This is a genomic window from Thermostichus sp. MS-CIW-41 (genome assembly GCF_054058915.1).
The window spans coordinates 70,941-87,258 of the sequence record NZ_JBSSBO010000007.1; the positions used below are offsets into that span (position 1 = coordinate 70,941).

A 16,318-nucleotide genomic window follows, 5' to 3' on the forward strand; every position below is an offset into this window, starting at 1 on the left:
ATCTGTATCCCGACACTGACACTACGGGTACAGTGCGGGGCTTAGCTACCCCACGCCCCCACAAGCTAAGGCATCTTGATTTTGGACAAGCCATGTTGGGCTGCAAGACAACTCGCTGACCTGCTGGAACATGGATTTGCCGCAATTCCAGTAGCATGAATTCATCCTACCAATGAAAGTTAGTATCTATTTGGGATCCCTTCCTCGATTCCACAATTCTTTCCAATCATAGTTGACGCTACTGGCCCCAAAATCCGGCTCCCGTTGAAAAGGCCGCCGCACATACCGCACCTGGCAGCCTTCGCCCGGCACGGTGTAGGTGCCTGCAGGGGTCTTTACCCTGAAGGCATCCCCTTCTGGAAAGGCGGGATCGGCTGGCACTTCTACCAAAGCCAGGATGAAATGGTCGGGTTTGTTGAGAGCTGTCAAGATTTCATTTTTGGTAACGGTTACCGTCTTTGCTCCCTCAACTCTGCCTTTGACTTCAATGAAGCGAAGGCCTTCCCTTCCAGCGGATTCGATATCATAGCCCAGGTTTTCAGCGCTGACATCACGAGGTTCGTAGCCCAACGCCCGCTCTATGGCCATAACGGCAGCCATTGCTGCTTGTTCTACTCGCCGGGTTTCGCGGGCAAAGGTGGTAGGGGTTGACCCTCGCTTGCCCTGTAGCCGCTGCAGCAGTCCGATGGGGATCACCAAGGCTTTCCCGGTTACCACCGGCGGCAAGGAGGATAGCTGGCGCTCCTGCTCCAACTCCGATAGGCGCTTCTGAAGGCGATCCGCCAACTCATCCGCCCGCTGCTGAGCCTTGGCAGAGTTGAGCTTGGCGTTGGGCCTGCCGGCTTGCTCTTGCAGCCGCAACTGTGCAGCTTGATGATCCCAGTAGTTAATTTCTCGGGTGAGGCGATCTTTAACAGCCAGCTCCGTCTTGTTGATCAATTCTTCCCGCTGAGCTTTGATTTCCTGGAAATGCTGGGGAACTAAACGCTCAATGGCGTAAGCGATGGCTTGGCTTTCTACCTCTGAAGCCGAGAGCTGGGGGATGTGGGATCCAGCTTTCGCTTTCACAAGGTCGCGCTCTGCGGGAGTTAGGGGCCGGTAGTCCAAGTAGGGAGCATAGCCGGCGCTTCTTACCCTGACGCTCTCTCCTCCTCCTAGCCCTTGGGGAGCGGGGAGAAAGATCTCCACATATTGCATCCGTCGGGAGATAACCCGTCGCTGGCCATTTCGGTCTAGGCGCCCATCCTGAAGGGCATGCTCTAGGTACACCAGTATCCGTGGTGTTTCGCCGGGATCGTTTTCATCGACGAGGATGGATCCCTGTCTGAGCAAATCTCGGTGTTGCTCCAAAACCAAGTCCAGAGTGGCATCCAGCAGGGGATGGCCTGGGCAGATGAACTCTGCCGGGGGCTTGTTGGGGACGCTGATGAGGTTTTTGTTAAAGGTAATCCGCTCGTATTTTTTTAAGATGGGTGCGCCCAACCCAATCTGGCGGTCGCGATTGCGAATTGCTGCCGGCACATGGGTAATTTCATAGCGTTTGGGTTCCCGCTCTCGAATGGTGCCACCCAAGCGTTGAAAAGCTTCTAGGAAGAAGGAGGCAATGAAATGAGGCTGGAGCTTGCGGGCCTCGGCTCGCTCCATTTCCGCCCGGATTTGCTGCACTTTGGTCGTATCCATCGAGTCGTGGGCCAGGGCGCGTTCTGCCAGGAGTTCCCTGAGCCGCTCGTGGTCTAGGCGATCTGCAATCACTTGATTGAGTCGGGCCTTGACCTCTGGACGATCCCCGTAGCGAATGGCCTCGATCAGCAGCTCTCGCAGTTCTTGACCGGCAATCGCTTTGCCCAGGACATCGAAGACCTTGCCCCCCAAGGCCCTTTGCTCGATTTCTATTTTTTTCAGCAAAGCCAAGTAGACATCTCCTTCCCGCGTTTCCTCGGCCACTAGGTTCCACAGGTGGCAGACCTCGGTTTGACCAATGCGGTGAATTCTCCCAAAGCGCTGCTCCAGGCGGTTGGGGTTCCAAGGCAGGTCGTAGTTCACCATCAGGTGGGCCCGTTGAAGGTTGATCCCTTCTCCCGCAGCATCGGTAGCAATGAGTACTTGAACGGCGGGATCCTGTTTAAAGGCTTCCTCGGCTTTTTTGCGCTCTTCTCGACCCATGCTGCCGTGAATGGTGATCACCGCTTCCGGTTGGCCCAGCAAGTTCCCCACTCGGTCAGCCAGATAGTTGAGGGTATCTCGATGTTCGGTGAAGATAACCAACTTGCGCCGATGTCCGCCGGCATCAAACATCTCCCCCTGATTTTGCAAGAGTTTCGATAGCTCCTCCCACTTGCGGTCTTTGCCGCTACGTCTCACTTGCAAGGCTAATTTTTCCAGCTCCTGCAGCCGCTGAATTTCTGCCTGCAGCTCGACAATTGTGCGGGCGGCAGTTGCCTGATCTACCAGCTCTTCTTCTCGCGGTTCCCGCTCTTCAGCAGGGCAGTCTTCAAAATCCTCATCCCAGCCTTCTTCGTCTAGCAGGGAAGTGGTAAAAGCAAGGTTGTCTCCCCGGCTGCGCAATTGTTCTTCCTTTAGCTTCCGCTGCAGTCTCTCTCGTCTTCGCAGCAAGGATTGGTAGATCGCTTCTGGAGAAGAGGCTAGCCGACGTTGCAGGATGGTTAAAGCAAAACCGACCGTCCTTTTGCGGCTACCTTGCTCTAAAGCTTCCGCGCGGTTAAACTCTTCGCGCACGTAATCGGTCACTTCCTTATAGAGCCTGGCTTCCAGGTCAGACAAGACGTACTGGACGGTGTAAGCTCGCCGTTCGGGAAAGAGAGGCTTGCCATCGAACTTGAGCAGGTCTTCTTTCACCAGCCGCCGCATCAAATCCGAGGCATCACAGGTATGAACTCCATCTCGGAATCTCCCCTCAAAGCGATCCCCATCCAGCAAAGCCAAAAAAAGCTGAAAGTCTTCTTCTCTACCGTTGTGGGGAGTGGCTGTCATCAGTAAAAAGTGGCGTGTTAGCTGCGAGAGCAACTTGCCCAGCTTGTAACGCTTGGTTTCTTTGATTTCTCCCCCAAAGAAGGATGCGGAGAGTTTGTGGGCCTCATCAACAATAACCAGATCCCAATCAGTTTGCCTCAGTTTCTCCTGCAGGGCCTCATCTCGGCTGAGCTTATCGAGGCGGGCAATGAGAAGAGGTATCTCCAGGAAAGGGTTGCCAGTTCGGGCGGCTTGAATGCGATCGTTGGTCAAGATCTCAAAGGGCAAATGAAACTTTTGCACCATCTCATCTTGCCACTGCAGCGTTAGACTCCCCGGGCAAACGATGAGACAGCGGTGCAAGTCACCTCGAATCAATAGCTCTCTAACCAAAAGCCCTGCCATGATGGTTTTGCCGGCACCTGGGTCATCGGCCAGCAAAAACCGCAGCGGCTGCCGCGTGAGCATTTCCCCATAGACGGCGCTGATCTGGTGGGGCAGGGGTTCTACCAGAGAGGTGTGAACGGCCAGCAAGGGATCAAACAGGTGCGCCAGCCGAATCCGATAGGCCTCTGAAGCTAGGCGAAATAAGGCGCCGTCTCCCTCGAAGTTGCCAAGGGATCCCTCGGCTACCACCTCTAGGGTTGGCTCTTTATCCCGAAACAGAAGCTCTGAATGGAGACGCCCCTGAGTGTCTTTGTAGATGGCCTCGATGGTGCTGCTGCCGTACCACCTCACACTCACGATGGCAACGGTTTGATTGGGCAGGATCCCTTTGACCTTGGCGCCAGGGGTGAGATCTTCCAGTCGAGCCATAAACTGCGGGTTTCCAGAGCTGCGAGCGGAGCCTGTTCCAGCTCCCCATTGCTATGTTGCGCTCACTTCCAGCTCTTTTCCCACAGCAAAAGTCCCCTTCTTCCATAAAAGGAGACAGCAGTTTGGAGTTGGCAAGCGGCTTCACGACGGTTTTAAGCCGGTTTTAAGTCCTGATACATTTACGCTGAATACTGCTGAACATCACTGTTCAACTATGCAGCGATAGCATTCTGTTTGTTTCCAACCAGAATGGCGGTATCCCGCAAAGCTTTGAGTAGAATACCCAAAGCGCAGTTTCCGTGTCGTCTTACTACCAATTTTCTGCTTTGCTTTGGCTACCATGTTGGCAGACTCGAAAGTAAACAGAAAGATCAACTGGTAGTAATCCGTACTGAACATATTATACATTATTTTCAGTATAGTTGAGCTTATTATTGACTAGAGTCATGCTCCTATCAGGGATCCCTGTGGGCAGCCAGAATGGCCTGAGCAGCCAGGTGGCCGGAGAGGGTGGCCCCTTCCATGCTGTCGATGTAGTCTTGGGCGGTGTAGCTGCCGGCAAAAAAGAAGTTGGGTATTGGGGTCTTTTGCTGTGGGCGATAGGGATCCATGCCCGGCGCTTCTCGATAGAGGGAGTGGGCCAGTTTCACCACGCTGTACCAGGTCATGTTCAGTTGCCGGGATGAAGGAAACAGCTCGTGGACTTGGTGCAACACGTGCTGGGCAATTTGCTCGTTGGGCATGGAAATGAAGGGATCCCCCGGCGTGAGCACGCATTGTAATAGAGATCCCTGGCCCGGCTTGTAGTAGTCGGCGGGGCTGGTGAGGGCCAGATCGGCAAAGCAGGAAAAATCGGCATCGGCGGTGTAGAGGAGATTGTCGATACCCAGAGCCTCTGGGTGTTGGCTGGCTCGCTTGGCCTGGCCTTGGGGGTTCAGCTCCGTCACCCAGCCATCGAAGCGCAACTGCACCGTGGCCACCGGTACGGATTCCAGCTTGTAGAGGTTGTCGAACTGAGGCCACTGCCGCCATACTTCCGGGATCAGCCGTTTGGCCCCTTCCACTGCCGCTGCGCACACGTACACATCTGCCTCTACCCGCTCTCCATTAGTCAAGAGCAAGCCGGTCACGGGGTAGGGAGAGGAGTCGCTCACTTCAATGCGGCTGACCCCTCTGCGGGTGTGGATCTGGCCCCCACGGGCTTGGATGTAGCGGACGATAGGCTGAGTGAGATAGGTGTCCGGGGATCCCTTGAGGAAATTGAGCTTGGAGGCCTCTGTTTTGCTGGCAAACATCTGAAAGATCGTCAGCATGCAGCGGGCAGAAATCTGCTCTGTATCGATAAAGCCCAAGGCATAGGCAATCGGGTTCCACATCCGCTTCAGGCTACCTTCGGATCCCCCATGCCGCCGAAACCAATCGGCAAAGCTCATCCGATCCAAGGCGCGAATTTGCCGCATTGCCCCTTCATAGTCCAGCAAGCCGCGAATCAAAGGGCTGGTGCCCAGCGCCAAGGCGTTGCGCAGCTTGTCCGCCCAAGAGAGCTGCTCGGTGGTGAAAAAAGCTTTGAGGCCGTTGAAAGGCGCCCCCAGGGGAAAGCGAAAATCCAGACTGGCCGTTTGCCCACCTCGGTTGACAAAGGTGTGGGTGTGTTGCTTGGGCAGCAGGTTCTCGTAGGCCCCCACCTTTTTCATCAGGGCAAACAAGTTGCTGTAGTTGCAGAAAAAAACGTGCAGCCCCATCTCGATGTGGTTGCCATCGGCATCCTGCCAGGATCCCACCTTGCCGCCGACAAAAGGCCGCGCCTCGTAGAGCTGCACCTCGTGTCCTGCTTCAACCAAATCGACTGCCGTCACCAACCCGGCCAATCCTGCCCCGATAATGGCTACCCGCATAGCAATACCCTCAAACAGGCGCTGCCCGGGATCCCGCCCAGACTTTGCGCAACTGCAAAGAAAGATAAACTTCTCTCATTCTGGAACAAAATGCGCCGGGGATCCCTGACTTGACAAACCACCGCAAAACTTGCCATCATAAATTTCCCGACGCGGATGTAGCTCAGTGGTAGAGCTTCTCGTTGCCAACGAGACGGTCGCGCGTTCGAATCGCGTCATCCGCTTGCTTAGGCTTGTGAACCCATTCAAGAGGGGAATGAGATCCCTGCAAGGGAGAGGGCCGTGACGGTAGTCCCAAGGAGCTCCCCCTTTCCTCTCTCCCCAAAGGAGTCAGCCCTCACTCCCAGCTCTTCTCCCTCTGGAAGACGGGAGAGTAGGGGTCTCGGTTTGATTGGGCTGATTTGGGAATGGTTTGATTTGGGGAGCGTAGAAGGTCTCCAGGCTGTCACGGTCGCCCACAAAGCGCCAGTGCCAGGGCTCGTAGCTTACCCCCTGAGGGTTGTTTCTGGGGAAAGACAGCTCAAAGCCAAAGCGGGCCGCGTTGCTCTGCAGCCACCGGAAGGCCGGGGTGGTCTCAAAGGCTTCTTGAGTATCCCACTGCGGAAACCCGGCATCCCCAAGGTCGATGGCATAGCCAGTGTGGTGCTCGCTGTAGCCAGGGGGAGCACTGACAGCAGCTCGTTCCTCGGGTCGCAAGGCTCGGGATTGGGCCAATTGAAAAAACAAGAATTCCTGATCCGCAATGGAGCGAAACCCCGAAATGGGGACAAGGCGGATCCCGGCAGCTTGAGCTGCTTCGCTCATGCGAAGGTAACTTTCGGCAGCCGCCTGGCGCAGGCGCACCTCTCGACCACGGTAGCTGCCCACCACCCGCAAGCTGTCTGCAGGGGCTTCGGAATAGGCATAGTGCCCCAACAGAGAAGGTCGCCCATTCTGCACAGTTGGCTGCGGCAGAGGGGGCTGACCGGCTTCCTCCAGAACTTGGGGATCCGCCGCCTGCTGGGATCCCGGTAACTTCTCTATCCCCCAACCCGCCAGGAGCACTAGCCCAACCAGCACCAGGCCCAAGACTAGACGGGACCTCAGGGCAGGCACCGAACTTTGCGCTTTTTTCGCCGGAGTGGACTGGCGACGGGCGACCGGAATGTCGTCGTTCATGCGCAAAGGCCGGGATCTAGCGAGGAGTACTGAAAAGAGGCAGCGTTTCTACAAACCCAAATCCGCCAAAATATCGCGGGCATGGGTTTCGGTATTGATGTTCTGGTAGACCTTGGCAATTTTGCCCTCGCCATCAATGACGTAGGTCACCCGCTTGGCATAGCCGCCCCCATCCACATCGTAGGCGCGGGTAATCACCCCACTGCTATCCACCAGTAGGGGGAAAGGCAAGTTGTACTTTTCGGTGAACTTTTGGTGAGAAGCTTGGTCGTCCATGCTCACCCCCAGCACCACCACGTCCTTGCTTTGGTAGTCGGCGTAGGCGTCGCGGAATCCACAGGCTTCTTTGGTACAGCCGGGGGTGTCGTCTTTGGGGTAAAAATAGAGGACAACGGTTTTGCCGGCAAAATCAGCCAGCGAAACCTGGTTGCCTTGGGTGTCAGTGGTGTTAAACCCAGGAGCAGGGGTGCCAACAGCGAGAACCATAGGTGCGTGACCCAAAAAGTGTGATGAATAGGGCTGCCCTCAGCATTTTCTTCAGCCCTGCTTGTCTCTGTCAAGGCATTACCGCTCCAGCTTGGCATTGCAACTCAGCCACCAGCTCTTGAAGCTCCGCCGATAGATTGCCGGGCAGCCGTCGCCTCAGAATCTCTGCCAACGATCGGTAATACCACAGGGATCCCTCTTTTCCGGCGGAAAACCGCTGCCAGAGTTCATCCCCCAGTTGGCGAAAATCCCGCAAGATGCAGCGGGCGTTGTGCAGCTTGTCAGAGGCGGCCACCAACAAAACCGAGGCATTTGCCGTTTCCAGGTGCTTCAGGTAGGCGGTTTTGCGCTCTTTCCAGTTTTCTTTGGGCTCGCCTCGGGAGCCATCGCTTTCGGTATCCGTACATCCCAGGATGATCTGCAGCACCCGTTCTCCAAAGTGCTCCCGGATCTGTTGCTCGATTTGGGCGCGGGGCTCGCCTGTGTTGTGGGGGCCGTCCTCTAGGCTGTCGTGGAGCAGAGCGGCAATCGCTTCATCTTCATCCGCCCCATGCTCCAGGGCGATGGCTGCTACGGCCAACAGATGGCTGAGGTAAGGGATCCCGGTTCCCTTGCGGGTCTGAGAAGCATGCCAGCGATGGGCATAGTGCATTGCCTGCACAAACCGCTGTGTGAGTTGCGTTGACATCTGGACTCTCCAATTGGGGTTAAGTTGACCAAGAAAACTGGGTTGCAAGCCCTGCCCTAAGGCCTACAGCCCGCTGACGCGGCAAGGGCGGCTTCGTGCTACGCTGTTGGTTGAACTCCGCCAACTTGAGTATGGCGCAGTGTTAGCAAGAGCAATGTCAGCAGGAAAAGTATCTGGGAGTTCATCCCAGCAGTCGGGGTTATGGCATCCCCCACCACTCGCAAGGGTGGTGTAGCCCAAGAAGTAGGAATTATCCTGTGGCCTGGGAAAGAATCCTTGCCTTTTAGGGCAGGGAGAATGCCAATTTTTGGACAAGGTTGATCCAAGCGAGGTTCAGGCGCTGAGATTGCAAAGGTTTAGTCGGTGGCCGGAGTCTGTTTTGCAGGCAGCGGCACCAGCGTTCCTGTTCACTGCCAAGCGCACAAATCGACGAACTTGTCGGCTATCCGAATTAGCTCCGAGTTTGTATTCGGCTTGTAGGCGGCTACCTCCAGCCGGCAGCCTTGGCGGCGGATGTACTTGAGGGCCGGCACAAAATCTCCATCCCCGCTCAGCAGCAGCACCGTCTCGTAGCGGGAGCACATCGCCATCATATCCGCGATCAGCTCCCCATCCAGATTGGCTTTGCGGCTGCCGTCGGCGTGGATCACCACCGGCTTGGTGACCACCCGATAGCCCTGCCTTCTCAACTCCTGCAGAAAGCGATGCTGAGCTTGGTTGTGGCGATCTACCCCGCTGTAGACATGCACTTCCATCTCGGATCTGCCCTGGGCCAGCCAGCTGAGCAGACTGGGATAGTCGAGATGGGATCCCCGCTGCTGGGCGCTGGCGTGGAGATTGGCCGCGTCGATGAACACCCCCAGAGCCTTGCGGGGAGATGCAGGGTTCGGCTGGGATGCCACCAGCTGCTGCAGGTGTTGGAGTTGCGCCTGCACCGACTCCAGTTGCTCCAAAGTCACTTGGGGCTGGGATACCGGCAGAGCATTCAACCGCAGCTCCACAGCTTTTAACCGCTGCTGAATGTGCTGGATGGCCTGGGTGGTGGGGGCCAGCTGTTGCCGCACGGACAGATGAGACGTGGGCCGAGCTTCGAGGGCGTCGATCCGCCCTTGTAATGTTTCCAGTTGGGCCGCCGTCTGCTGCTGCTGTACCCAGATGGGCTCCAAAACCTTTACTTTCTGCTCGAGCTCTTGAATGGCTTCAGCCGGGGAAGCCAAGGTCTGCTGCAGAAGGGACGGTTCAGCAGTGAGCCGAGCGTCCAGCACCTCGAAACGCGCTTGCAGGGTCTCCAGTTGGGTTGCTGTCTGTTGCTGCTGTGTCCAGGTCTGTTCCAGAACTTGGCCAAGCTGTTCTTCGCGGCGGCGGATGGCAGGGTAGGCTGCTGCCAAAGGTAAGAACCCCCAGATCACTTGGCGGGTCACCAGGGCCGTCACCCCCAGGGCCAGGGATCCCGTCCACAGCCAGGTTAAGGGGAAGGCAGAAGCCCTATTCATACTCATACTCATAGTCAGCTCTCCTGGGTTTGGGTTATCGATCTGCTCGGTTGCCAGGATTTTACCTCACTCACATGGGCCACCTCAGGGATCCCTCTCGAAGATCGAGATGCCCAGAACTCCCAGAGGCATCGAAGAGGAGCAATTCAGCAACTGCAGTATGCCGGCTGTTGGAAGGGGGAGCTTCCAATCGTTGGACAAACGTATTTCCCTTGTTGAGCAAACGGATCAGATATCGAGTCAGTTATCGAGTCAGTTATCGAAAGCAGGCTCAAACTTGTTCCTCTTGACCGACAGGCCCCGTGGCCCGCTCAACCTGGATTCAACGTCCAAGCTATTGGCTGACGGTATGGGCCGTAAAACCATTGAACGGAGCAGGGTCAGCTAGAAATCGCAGGAGCCCCGCACTGTACCCGTAGGGTCAGTGTCGGGAGGAATGCGGAAGTTACGATAGAACCATGACCCAAGTCCTGACCGTCTCCTGTAAGCTCAAGGTGTCCCAGTCGCAGGCCGCAAAGTTGGACGCGACCTTGGATGCCTTTGTGCAGGCGTTGAACTGGGTCAACCAAAACACGCCCGAGAAAGTCACCAACGCCGTTAAACTTCAATCTCTGTGCTACCGCGAAATCCGTGCCCGGTTCGGCTTGTCCAGTAACTTGGCAAGGACTACGTCCCGCTTACGCGACCAGCAGGTCTGCAGACGGCTGGCCGGTGCCCGTAAGGTTGCCCGACAGAAAAACCGCCCCGTCAAAGCGTTGTCGCTACGCGACGCTAACGCGAACAAGGGGGGCTTCGCGACCTATGACGCTCGTATCTTTTCGTTCCGCGAGAAAGACTGGACGGTGTCGCTGACCACGGTTGAAGGGAGAGAACGCTTTGAGCTGGCGATTGGCCGTTACCAGAGAGAACAGTTGGCGGGCTCCAATCCCAAATCGGCCACTCTGGTCAAGCGCAGAGACGGCTCCTACTACATCCAGATTTGCGTAGAGAAAAAACCACCCAAGCAACAAGATACCGACAAGGTGATCGGGGTGGATTTGGGAAGGATAGATATCGCTCATACCTCAGAGGGGAAGAACTGGAATGGACAGCAGTTGAACAGAGTCCGAGACCACTACTCCCGGTTGAGGGCGGTACTCCAACGCAAAGCCAGTAAGGGCACACGCAGTTCGCGGCGCAGATGCAGAGAACTGCTGCAACGGCTGTCTGGCAAGGAGAGACGCTTTCAGTCGCGTCAGCGTTGCGTAGCAAAAACGTGGGTCAATCATCGCATCTCCAAAGCTATTGTCTCTAGGGCAAAAGCTACCAACAGCGCTATTGCTCTGGAAGACTTGACAGGGATCCGGGAAAGGGTCAATCAACAGCCACGCAGCAAAGCCGAGCGACGCAGGGCCAACAGTTGGGCGTTCTACCAGCTGAGGCAGTTTCTGGAATACAAGGCTCTGCGTGCAGGGGTTACCTTGATTCTGGTGCCGCCTGCCTACACGTCGCAGACCTGCCACCGGTGTTTGCACATCCATCCCGACCCTGCGCAATCCTATCGCAGTGGTAAGTCGTTCAAGTGTGGGCACTGTGGATGGGAAGGGGATGCGGACTGGAATGGGGCCAACATGATTGCCAAGCTTGGGGCTGTCGTAAACCAGCCTAGAGGCCCGTGGTTGGCTTGCCAACTGCAGGGCTACCGTTCGCGCCAGCGGGCCGGAGGCCTTAAGCCCGCCCCGTACTGCGAAGCAGTCAGGGCCGGGTAGTTTACTTGGGGATCTCGATGGTTACGTTAGCCAACTGCACATCGTCATGATCCACCCAGGCTCCACCGTGCCGGATGACTGTATCACCTCCCACCGGCACCGAGATGTGCAGGGATCCCCCGAAAAGGGGAATGCTGATCGGCACTTGGGGACCACGGGTGACCATGGGGGGCTGAATCAGGGTTTTGCCAGTGCGCAGGGTAACAGTGTTCAGGCCCAGGCGCAGAGGTTGCAGCGGCAGGGGAATCTGTAGGTTATCTCCCCCCAGGTGAATCTGTTCGACTTCCACTCCGTTCAGGATGACCTGCATGGGAGACATGTTGGCACTGGGGATCCGGGATTGGCCGGCCCGATAGGCGGCGGCAGTATCCAACCCAATCAGGGATCCAATCCGCAAAACCGGTGGGCGGGAAGGCAGGCGTTGCAGCGTGAAGGAGCGGGTCATCTCCACCCCTTTGGCAGGGCCCAAAAATTGCCCGGCGGCAGCCGATTCCGGTGAGTACTGGTTATCCCCCAGGCGGATGACATTCGCCTCCAGTACCAAAGTTGTGTTGGGATCCCAGCGCTCCAACTGCAGTTGCCAAGGCCGATCCCCGCTGGCTTGACCGCTGCCTGTACTTTGGGAATAGGGCAAGTAATTTTCCAGCCGCGCCACCAAAATTTCTTCTGCCGGTAGTGGCCCTGGCAGGCGAAACCGACCCTGGGCATCGGTGCGCACCGAAATACCCGCCCCTGGAATGGCCACCTCCACTCCGGCCAAAGGCTGCCCTGTCAGCCGATCCACCACCTGTCCCGAATAGGCGGAATCCAACTGCACCTGTCCTGTGGGCACATCCGTTGCTGCCTGAATGCGCTGCTGCAACACTTGCCAGTCGGCTTCTGTGATCCGTCCATCCTGGTCGACATCGGCAGATCGGATCTGGTCGTCGGTCAATCCCCGTTCTCCCCGCAAGTAGGCCCCCAACAGGTTGAGATCCTGCACCGTCAAACGGCCATCCCCATCCAGGTCGCCCGCCTGAAAGGGCTGCGCGTGGGCAAAAGACACGCCTATCCAACCCAGGCCCAGGGATCCCAGTAGCAAAAGAGAATGAGCCAAACAGGAGACCCTAAACATGGCAACTCTCCTGGGAGTTGTTCATGTTCTAACGTAATTCACCTCCTCGCAGCAGGGTTGACCGAGCCGGTGTAGAGTACTCTTGAGCGCAATTTTGCCGGTTCGCCTTTGGCTGCAGGAGCCGAAAACTTAATGGTAGGATAACCGTGGTGGCTTGCCTGTTCTATGGCTCGATACTCTTGCGTTACCCAGCTTGTGGGCTCAGCCGAGCAGCTCAGCGAGTCGATCCGCGCCGTTTTGGAGCGCTGCCAACTCAATGTCCTCCACAGCAGCCCTGATTACTGGGTGGCCGGCGAGCCTCCCGGAAAAAATCCCCACACCAAACTGGTGACGGTGGAAGTGTTTGTGGATCGCACCCGTCAGGCTGCCGACGGCTCTGTACAGGTGACCTGCATTGCCAAAAATGAAGAGCTGCCCCTAAAAAGCGTTAACCACTGCCAACAAACCTTTGACCGACTGAAGGCAGAGCTAGCCCAGTTGCAAAGTCAACTTCAGCTTGCTGCCCAACAAAAAGATGCCTTACGATAGCTAGGCTGAGTTTGCTTTGATCCCATGGCGCGTCGCTGCCAACTAACCAACAAGAAACGCAACAACGCTTTTGCCATCTCCCACTCCCACCGGCGCACCAAGCGCCTGCAGGAAGTCAATTTGCAGTGGAAGCGCATCTGGTGGGAAGAGGGTAAGCGGTTTGTTCGTCTGCGCCTTTCCACCAAAGCCTTGAAGACTCTCAAGGCCAAGGGTATAGGAGCCATGGCCCGGGAAGCCGGGATCGACCTCAACCGGTTTTGAGCTTTCTCCTCAGCCCAGTTGTGTCTGACAGCTCCAACCTCACAGCAAGCCAAAAAGCTTACGCGACTTGGGCTGCAATCCCGCCAGCAAGGTGTTGAGGGTATCCCGTTGGGTAAGCTCGTTGGTGCCGCTGGCCCGCTCGATTAAGAGCTTGCGCGTCTCATCGGAGAGCTTGGCATCGGTAAAATCGGCTCCACTGAAGAGCGTGTTTTCAATCTGAGCATCCTGTAGGTTGGCCCCCACCAAAATGGCTTGTTCTAGGTTGGCAAACTGAAGCTGGCAACTCACCAAGGCAGCCTGGGAGAGGTTGCAGCGAGATAGGTTGGCCTGGCGGAAGTCGGCGGCAAAAAAGTTCCCCTCCGCCAGATTAGCAGCCACCAAGCTGGCTTCGCGAAAGATGGAATGGCTGAAACGGCCCCCCTGAAAGCTGCTTTTGTCCAGTTTGGCGGCGGTAAAGTTGCTGTAGTCCCCCAGAGCCTGGCTAAAGCTGGATCCCCGTAGATCTGAGGCGGTAAAATTGGCCCGCTCTAGCTCAGCGCGGCGAAAGTTGCACAGACGTAGGTCGGCTTGCTGCAGGCTGATCGAGCGCAGGTTAGCCCGCGTCAAATTGGATTTGGGCATCTGAATGCGGTCGAACAGGCCCCGCGAGAGGTAGGCATTCTCCAGGTTGGCACCCACCAGGGAGCGCCCCTCACGCAAGGCTTCCAGCAAGTCCCGCGTGGTTTCAATGCGAACCGGCTCTGAGGGTTGAGAAGGGGGAGCACTCACAGATGGAGCATTCCTCACAGGTTAGGCCAGAAATCCGGTCAACCCAGCCGAGAACTGAGGGCCAACTGGGGATTCCACCTATCAAGCTAACGTTTGCGTCGCCTGTCGAGGTTAAGAGGATATTAAAAAGACAACTCTGCATCGAGCTTTCCAGAGGGGGTCTTCTCTTGTGGAAACAGCCTGCCAGCAGAGCACAATCGGCTCCGATTTGTTGCATACTCGGGGCAGCCTTTCGTCAGTGAACCACACCTCCCATGCAGGTAGCTTTTATTGTCGATCCATTGCCTCAGTTGCAGGTGGGCCATGACACCAGCATTGCCCTGATGGAAGCTCTGCAGAAACGGGGGCACCGCATTTTCTGCCTGGGCCTGGCGGATCTCTACTGGGATCAAGGGGAAACTTGGGGATCCCTTGAGGAAATCCGGTTGGATCTGCAAGCGGATCCCTGGTATGAGGTCAAAGACCGGCAACTGCTGCCCCTGAGCCAAATGCAGGCGGTGTGGATGCGCAAGGATCCGCCGGTGGATACGGCCTATCTCTATGCCACTTACCTTTTGGATCGTCTCTCCCCCAGCCGCACACTGGTGCTCAATCATCCTGCCGGGATCCGCTCGGCCAACGAAAAGCTCTATGCCCTGCAATTTCAAGAGTGGATCCCGCGCACCCGCGTCAGCAGCAACAAGCGTCTGCTGCGTCAGTTCGTCGAACAGGAAGGACAGGCGGTGCTCAAGCCTTTGGGTGGCAAAGGTGGGGAAGGGATCCTGAGGGTCAATGCCGGGGATCCAAACCTCAACTCGTTGATTGAAATGAGCACCCAATTTGGTCGGCTGCCCGTGATGGTGCAAGAGTATTTGCCACAGGCGGCGGCAGGAGATAAACGCATTTTGTTGCTGGAAGGAGAACCTTTGGGCGCCGTCAATCGGATCCCTGGAGAGGGCGATTTTCGGGGCAATGTTGCTGCCGGCGGTCGAGTGGAAAAAACCAAGATTACCGAAAAAGAACGGGCTCTCTGCGGGGCTTTGGCACCGGTGCTCAGGCAGGAGAAGCTGTATTTTGTCGGGATTGATGTTATCGGGGAACGACTAACCGAAGTGAACGTGACCAGCCCAACAATGCTGCGAGAACTCTGTCAGTTGGAAGGAGTTGACCTGGCAGATCAAGTGGCTCAGTGGCTGGAAAAGAAGGTGCCCGTCAAGGGCTGAATGACTACCCACCAGGATGTTTCTGGGATCCGGCGCGTCTGTTGCCTGACGGGGTTCCCGTCTATTTAGGGAGTCTATAGAGATCAAATTATAGCTTGGAATGACCATAGTAGGTTGAGTTCAACTTTTTCCGGTCGGCAGATAGAAAATAAAAAGCCCCACAAGGGGGCTCTGCCGCGACCAGTCAGCGACTTATAAAACTCTAGAGCAATATAAAGAAAAGCTCCATGAATAGGCCGTATTGAACATCGCATTGAGCACAGTTTTTAGAATCTCAGAAAAAAGGCCAAATCCTCGGAGCTGTTATCTTTTTTTTAGATTTTCCGACCCGAGGCTAATCCCAGGCCCCTTCTGCTTTGCCGGAGCGGTCTTTAGAGTTGCTGCTCTTGCCCAGTGGGCTAGGAGTCTGCCGGTGGCCTTTCCCGACCCACCCAGCGCCAGATGGTGGGCAGCAGCACTGCCGCCAGTCCGCACTTCACCAAGTCTCCTGGAATAAAAGGGAAGACCCCCTTGTTGAGGACGGCCAAGATCGAGGTGGGCTCAACATTCTGGTTCAGCCACACCCCTAGCCAAGTGGCTCCCAGCAAAAAAATCAGAGCCGAGCAGGACAACATCGCCAGCGCCATCTTCCAGGGGTTGCGATCCACGCCCCAGCGCTCCACCAACCAACCCATCAGCCCTGCAGCCAGGGGAAAAGCCAACAGGTAGCCCCCCGTCGCCCCGGCCAAGTGGCCAAGCCCGGATCCGCCACCGCTGAAGAAGGGCAATCCCAGGATCCCTTCCAGCAGGTAGACCAGCAACGTGAGAAAGCCCAGCCGTGCCCCAAAGCCTGCCCCCACCAGCATCACCCCAAAGGTTTGCCCGGTAATCGGTACCGGCGTGAAGGGCAGAGGGATCCGCACCTGAGCCAGGGCAGCTACGAACAAACTTCCCCCCAGAACCAGCAGGAGATCCCGAGTTCGGGAAGGGCGAGGCAGAACAGTTTGCGCCAAGGGTGCGTGAACAAAGGTAGCAGTCATGAGAGGTTTGCACTCCTGTTTACCCGAAGACTGAGCTTAAGGCCCCGTCCCATCGCTGCGCGGAAGCAAGCCAGTAGGGCGGGGAGCATGACTCTAGTCAATAATAAGCTCAACTATACTGAAAATAATGTATAATATGTTCAGTACGGATTACTACCAGTTGATCTTTCTG

General features: G+C 56.5%; 13 protein-coding genes and 1 tRNA gene. 5 read left to right on the plus strand and 9 right to left on the minus strand.

From position 1 onward, the window contains the following. Positions 1-186 precede the first annotated feature (186 nt). Entirely contained in the window at positions 187-3,786 is a 3,600-nt protein-coding gene (locus tag ACVWXE_RS03775; protein WP_414328702.1) for a helicase-related protein, read from the minus strand. Positions 3,787-4,241: 455 nt separating this feature from the next. After that, positions 4,242-5,681: a 9,9'-di-cis-zeta-carotene desaturase gene (gene zds / locus ACVWXE_RS03780; protein ID WP_457489619.1), complete on the minus strand. Its 1,440-nt coding sequence runs from the start codon at positions 5,679-5,681 to the stop codon at positions 4,242-4,244. 152 nt (positions 5,682-5,833) lie between these two features. Here zds and ACVWXE_RS03785 point away from each other — a divergent pair. Then, positions 5,834-5,905 (plus strand) — tRNA-Gly (locus ACVWXE_RS03785). A gap of 106 nt (positions 5,906-6,011) precedes the next feature. On the opposite strand, the gene ACVWXE_RS03790 is transcribed toward ACVWXE_RS03785, so the two are convergent. From ACVWXE_RS03790 to ACVWXE_RS03805, 4 genes are all read right to left on the minus strand, one after another. Then, positions 6,012-6,839: a M15 family metallopeptidase gene (locus ACVWXE_RS03790; RefSeq protein ID WP_457489620.1), complete on the minus strand. Its 828-nt coding sequence runs from the start codon at positions 6,837-6,839 to the stop codon at positions 6,012-6,014. A 48-nt stretch (positions 6,840-6,887) separates the two neighbouring features. Beyond that, positions 6,888-7,325, minus strand: coding sequence for a peroxiredoxin (locus tag ACVWXE_RS03795; protein ID WP_011432689.1), 438 nt, complete (start codon positions 7,323-7,325; stop codon positions 6,888-6,890). A gap of 70 nt (positions 7,326-7,395) precedes the next feature. Next, complete coding sequence (locus ACVWXE_RS03800) at positions 7,396-8,013, minus strand: HD domain-containing protein (RefSeq protein ID WP_011432688.1); 618 nt, start codon at positions 8,011-8,013, stop codon at positions 7,396-7,398. A gap of 407 nt (positions 8,014-8,420) precedes the next feature. Next, complete coding sequence (locus ACVWXE_RS03805; RefSeq protein WP_457489621.1) at positions 8,421-9,506, minus strand: NYN domain-containing protein; 1,086 nt, start codon at positions 9,504-9,506, stop codon at positions 8,421-8,423. Positions 9,507-9,964: 458 nt separating this feature from the next. Here ACVWXE_RS03805 and ACVWXE_RS03810 point away from each other — a divergent pair, with 458 nt between their 5' ends. After that, positions 9,965-11,254, plus strand: coding sequence for an RNA-guided endonuclease InsQ/TnpB family protein (locus tag ACVWXE_RS03810; RefSeq protein ID WP_457489622.1), 1,290 nt, complete (start codon positions 9,965-9,967; stop codon positions 11,252-11,254). Position 11,255: 1 nt separating this feature from the next. Here ACVWXE_RS03810 and ACVWXE_RS03815 read toward each other — a convergent pair whose 3' ends face one another. Further along, positions 11,256-12,368, minus strand: a complete 1,113-nt coding sequence (locus ACVWXE_RS03815) for a dockerin type I domain-containing protein (RefSeq protein ID WP_457489623.1) — start codon at positions 12,366-12,368, stop codon at positions 11,256-11,258. 165 nt (positions 12,369-12,533) lie between these two features. Here ACVWXE_RS03815 and ACVWXE_RS03820 point away from each other — a divergent pair, with 165 nt between their 5' ends. After that, positions 12,534-12,896, plus strand: a complete 363-nt coding sequence (locus ACVWXE_RS03820) for a hypothetical protein (protein WP_457384846.1) — start codon at positions 12,534-12,536, stop codon at positions 12,894-12,896. A gap of 24 nt (positions 12,897-12,920) precedes the next feature. Continuing rightward, positions 12,921-13,157 (plus strand): 50S ribosomal protein L28, encoded by a 237-nt coding sequence (rpmB, locus tag ACVWXE_RS03825; RefSeq protein WP_414413500.1) that lies wholly within the window; start codon positions 12,921-12,923, stop codon positions 13,155-13,157. 39 nt (positions 13,158-13,196) lie between these two features. Here the strand turns inward: rpmB and ACVWXE_RS03830 are convergent, their stop codons facing one another. After that, positions 13,197-13,925: a pentapeptide repeat-containing protein gene (locus tag ACVWXE_RS03830; protein WP_457489624.1), complete on the minus strand. Its 729-nt coding sequence runs from the start codon at positions 13,923-13,925 to the stop codon at positions 13,197-13,199. Positions 13,926-14,179: 254 nt separating this feature from the next. On the opposite strand from ACVWXE_RS03830, the gene gshB reads away from it, so the two are divergent. Next, entirely contained in the window at positions 14,180-15,127 is a 948-nt protein-coding gene (gene gshB, locus ACVWXE_RS03835; protein ID WP_414328956.1) for a glutathione synthase, read from the plus strand. 398 nt (positions 15,128-15,525) lie between these two features. On the opposite strand, the gene ACVWXE_RS03840 is transcribed toward gshB, so the two are convergent. Beyond that, positions 15,526-16,146, minus strand: a complete 621-nt coding sequence (locus ACVWXE_RS03840) for a biotin transporter BioY (RefSeq protein ID WP_457404209.1) — start codon at positions 16,144-16,146, stop codon at positions 15,526-15,528. Positions 16,147-16,318: the final 172 nt, after the last annotated feature.

Coding starts and splice junctions, on each gene's coding strand:
- ACVWXE_RS03810 (WP_457489622.1), top strand. CDS start 9,965: ATGACCCAAGTCCTGACCGTCTCCTGTAAGCTCAAGGTGTCCCAGTCG.
- rpmB (WP_414413500.1), top strand. CDS start 12,921: ATGGCGCGTCGCTGCCAACTAACCAACAAGAAACGCAACAACGCTTTT.
- ACVWXE_RS03795 (WP_011432689.1), bottom strand. CDS start 7,325: ATGGTTCTCGCTGTTGGCACCCCTGCTCCTGGGTTTAACACCACTGAC.
- zds (WP_457489619.1), bottom strand. CDS start 5,681: ATGCGGGTAGCCATTATCGGGGCAGGATTGGCCGGGTTGGTGACGGCA.
- ACVWXE_RS03775 (WP_414328702.1), bottom strand. CDS start 3,786: ATGGCTCGACTGGAAGATCTCACCCCTGGCGCCAAGGTCAAAGGGATC.
- ACVWXE_RS03840 (WP_457404209.1), bottom strand. CDS start 16,146: ATGACTGCTACCTTTGTTCACGCACCCTTGGCGCAAACTGTTCTGCCT.
- ACVWXE_RS03805 (WP_457489621.1), bottom strand. CDS start 9,506: ATGAATAGGGCTTCTGCCTTCCCCTTAACCTGGCTGTGGACGGGATCC.
- ACVWXE_RS03820 (WP_457384846.1), top strand. CDS start 12,534: ATGGCTCGATACTCTTGCGTTACCCAGCTTGTGGGCTCAGCCGAGCAG.
- gshB (WP_414328956.1), top strand. CDS start 14,180: ATGCAGGTAGCTTTTATTGTCGATCCATTGCCTCAGTTGCAGGTGGGC.
- ACVWXE_RS03790 (WP_457489620.1), bottom strand. CDS start 6,839: ATGAACGACGACATTCCGGTCGCCCGTCGCCAGTCCACTCCGGCGAAA.
- ACVWXE_RS03815 (WP_457489623.1), bottom strand. CDS start 12,368: ATGTTTAGGGTCTCCTGTTTGGCTCATTCTCTTTTGCTACTGGGATCC.
- ACVWXE_RS03800 (WP_011432688.1), bottom strand. CDS start 8,013: ATGTCAACGCAACTCACACAGCGGTTTGTGCAGGCAATGCACTATGCC.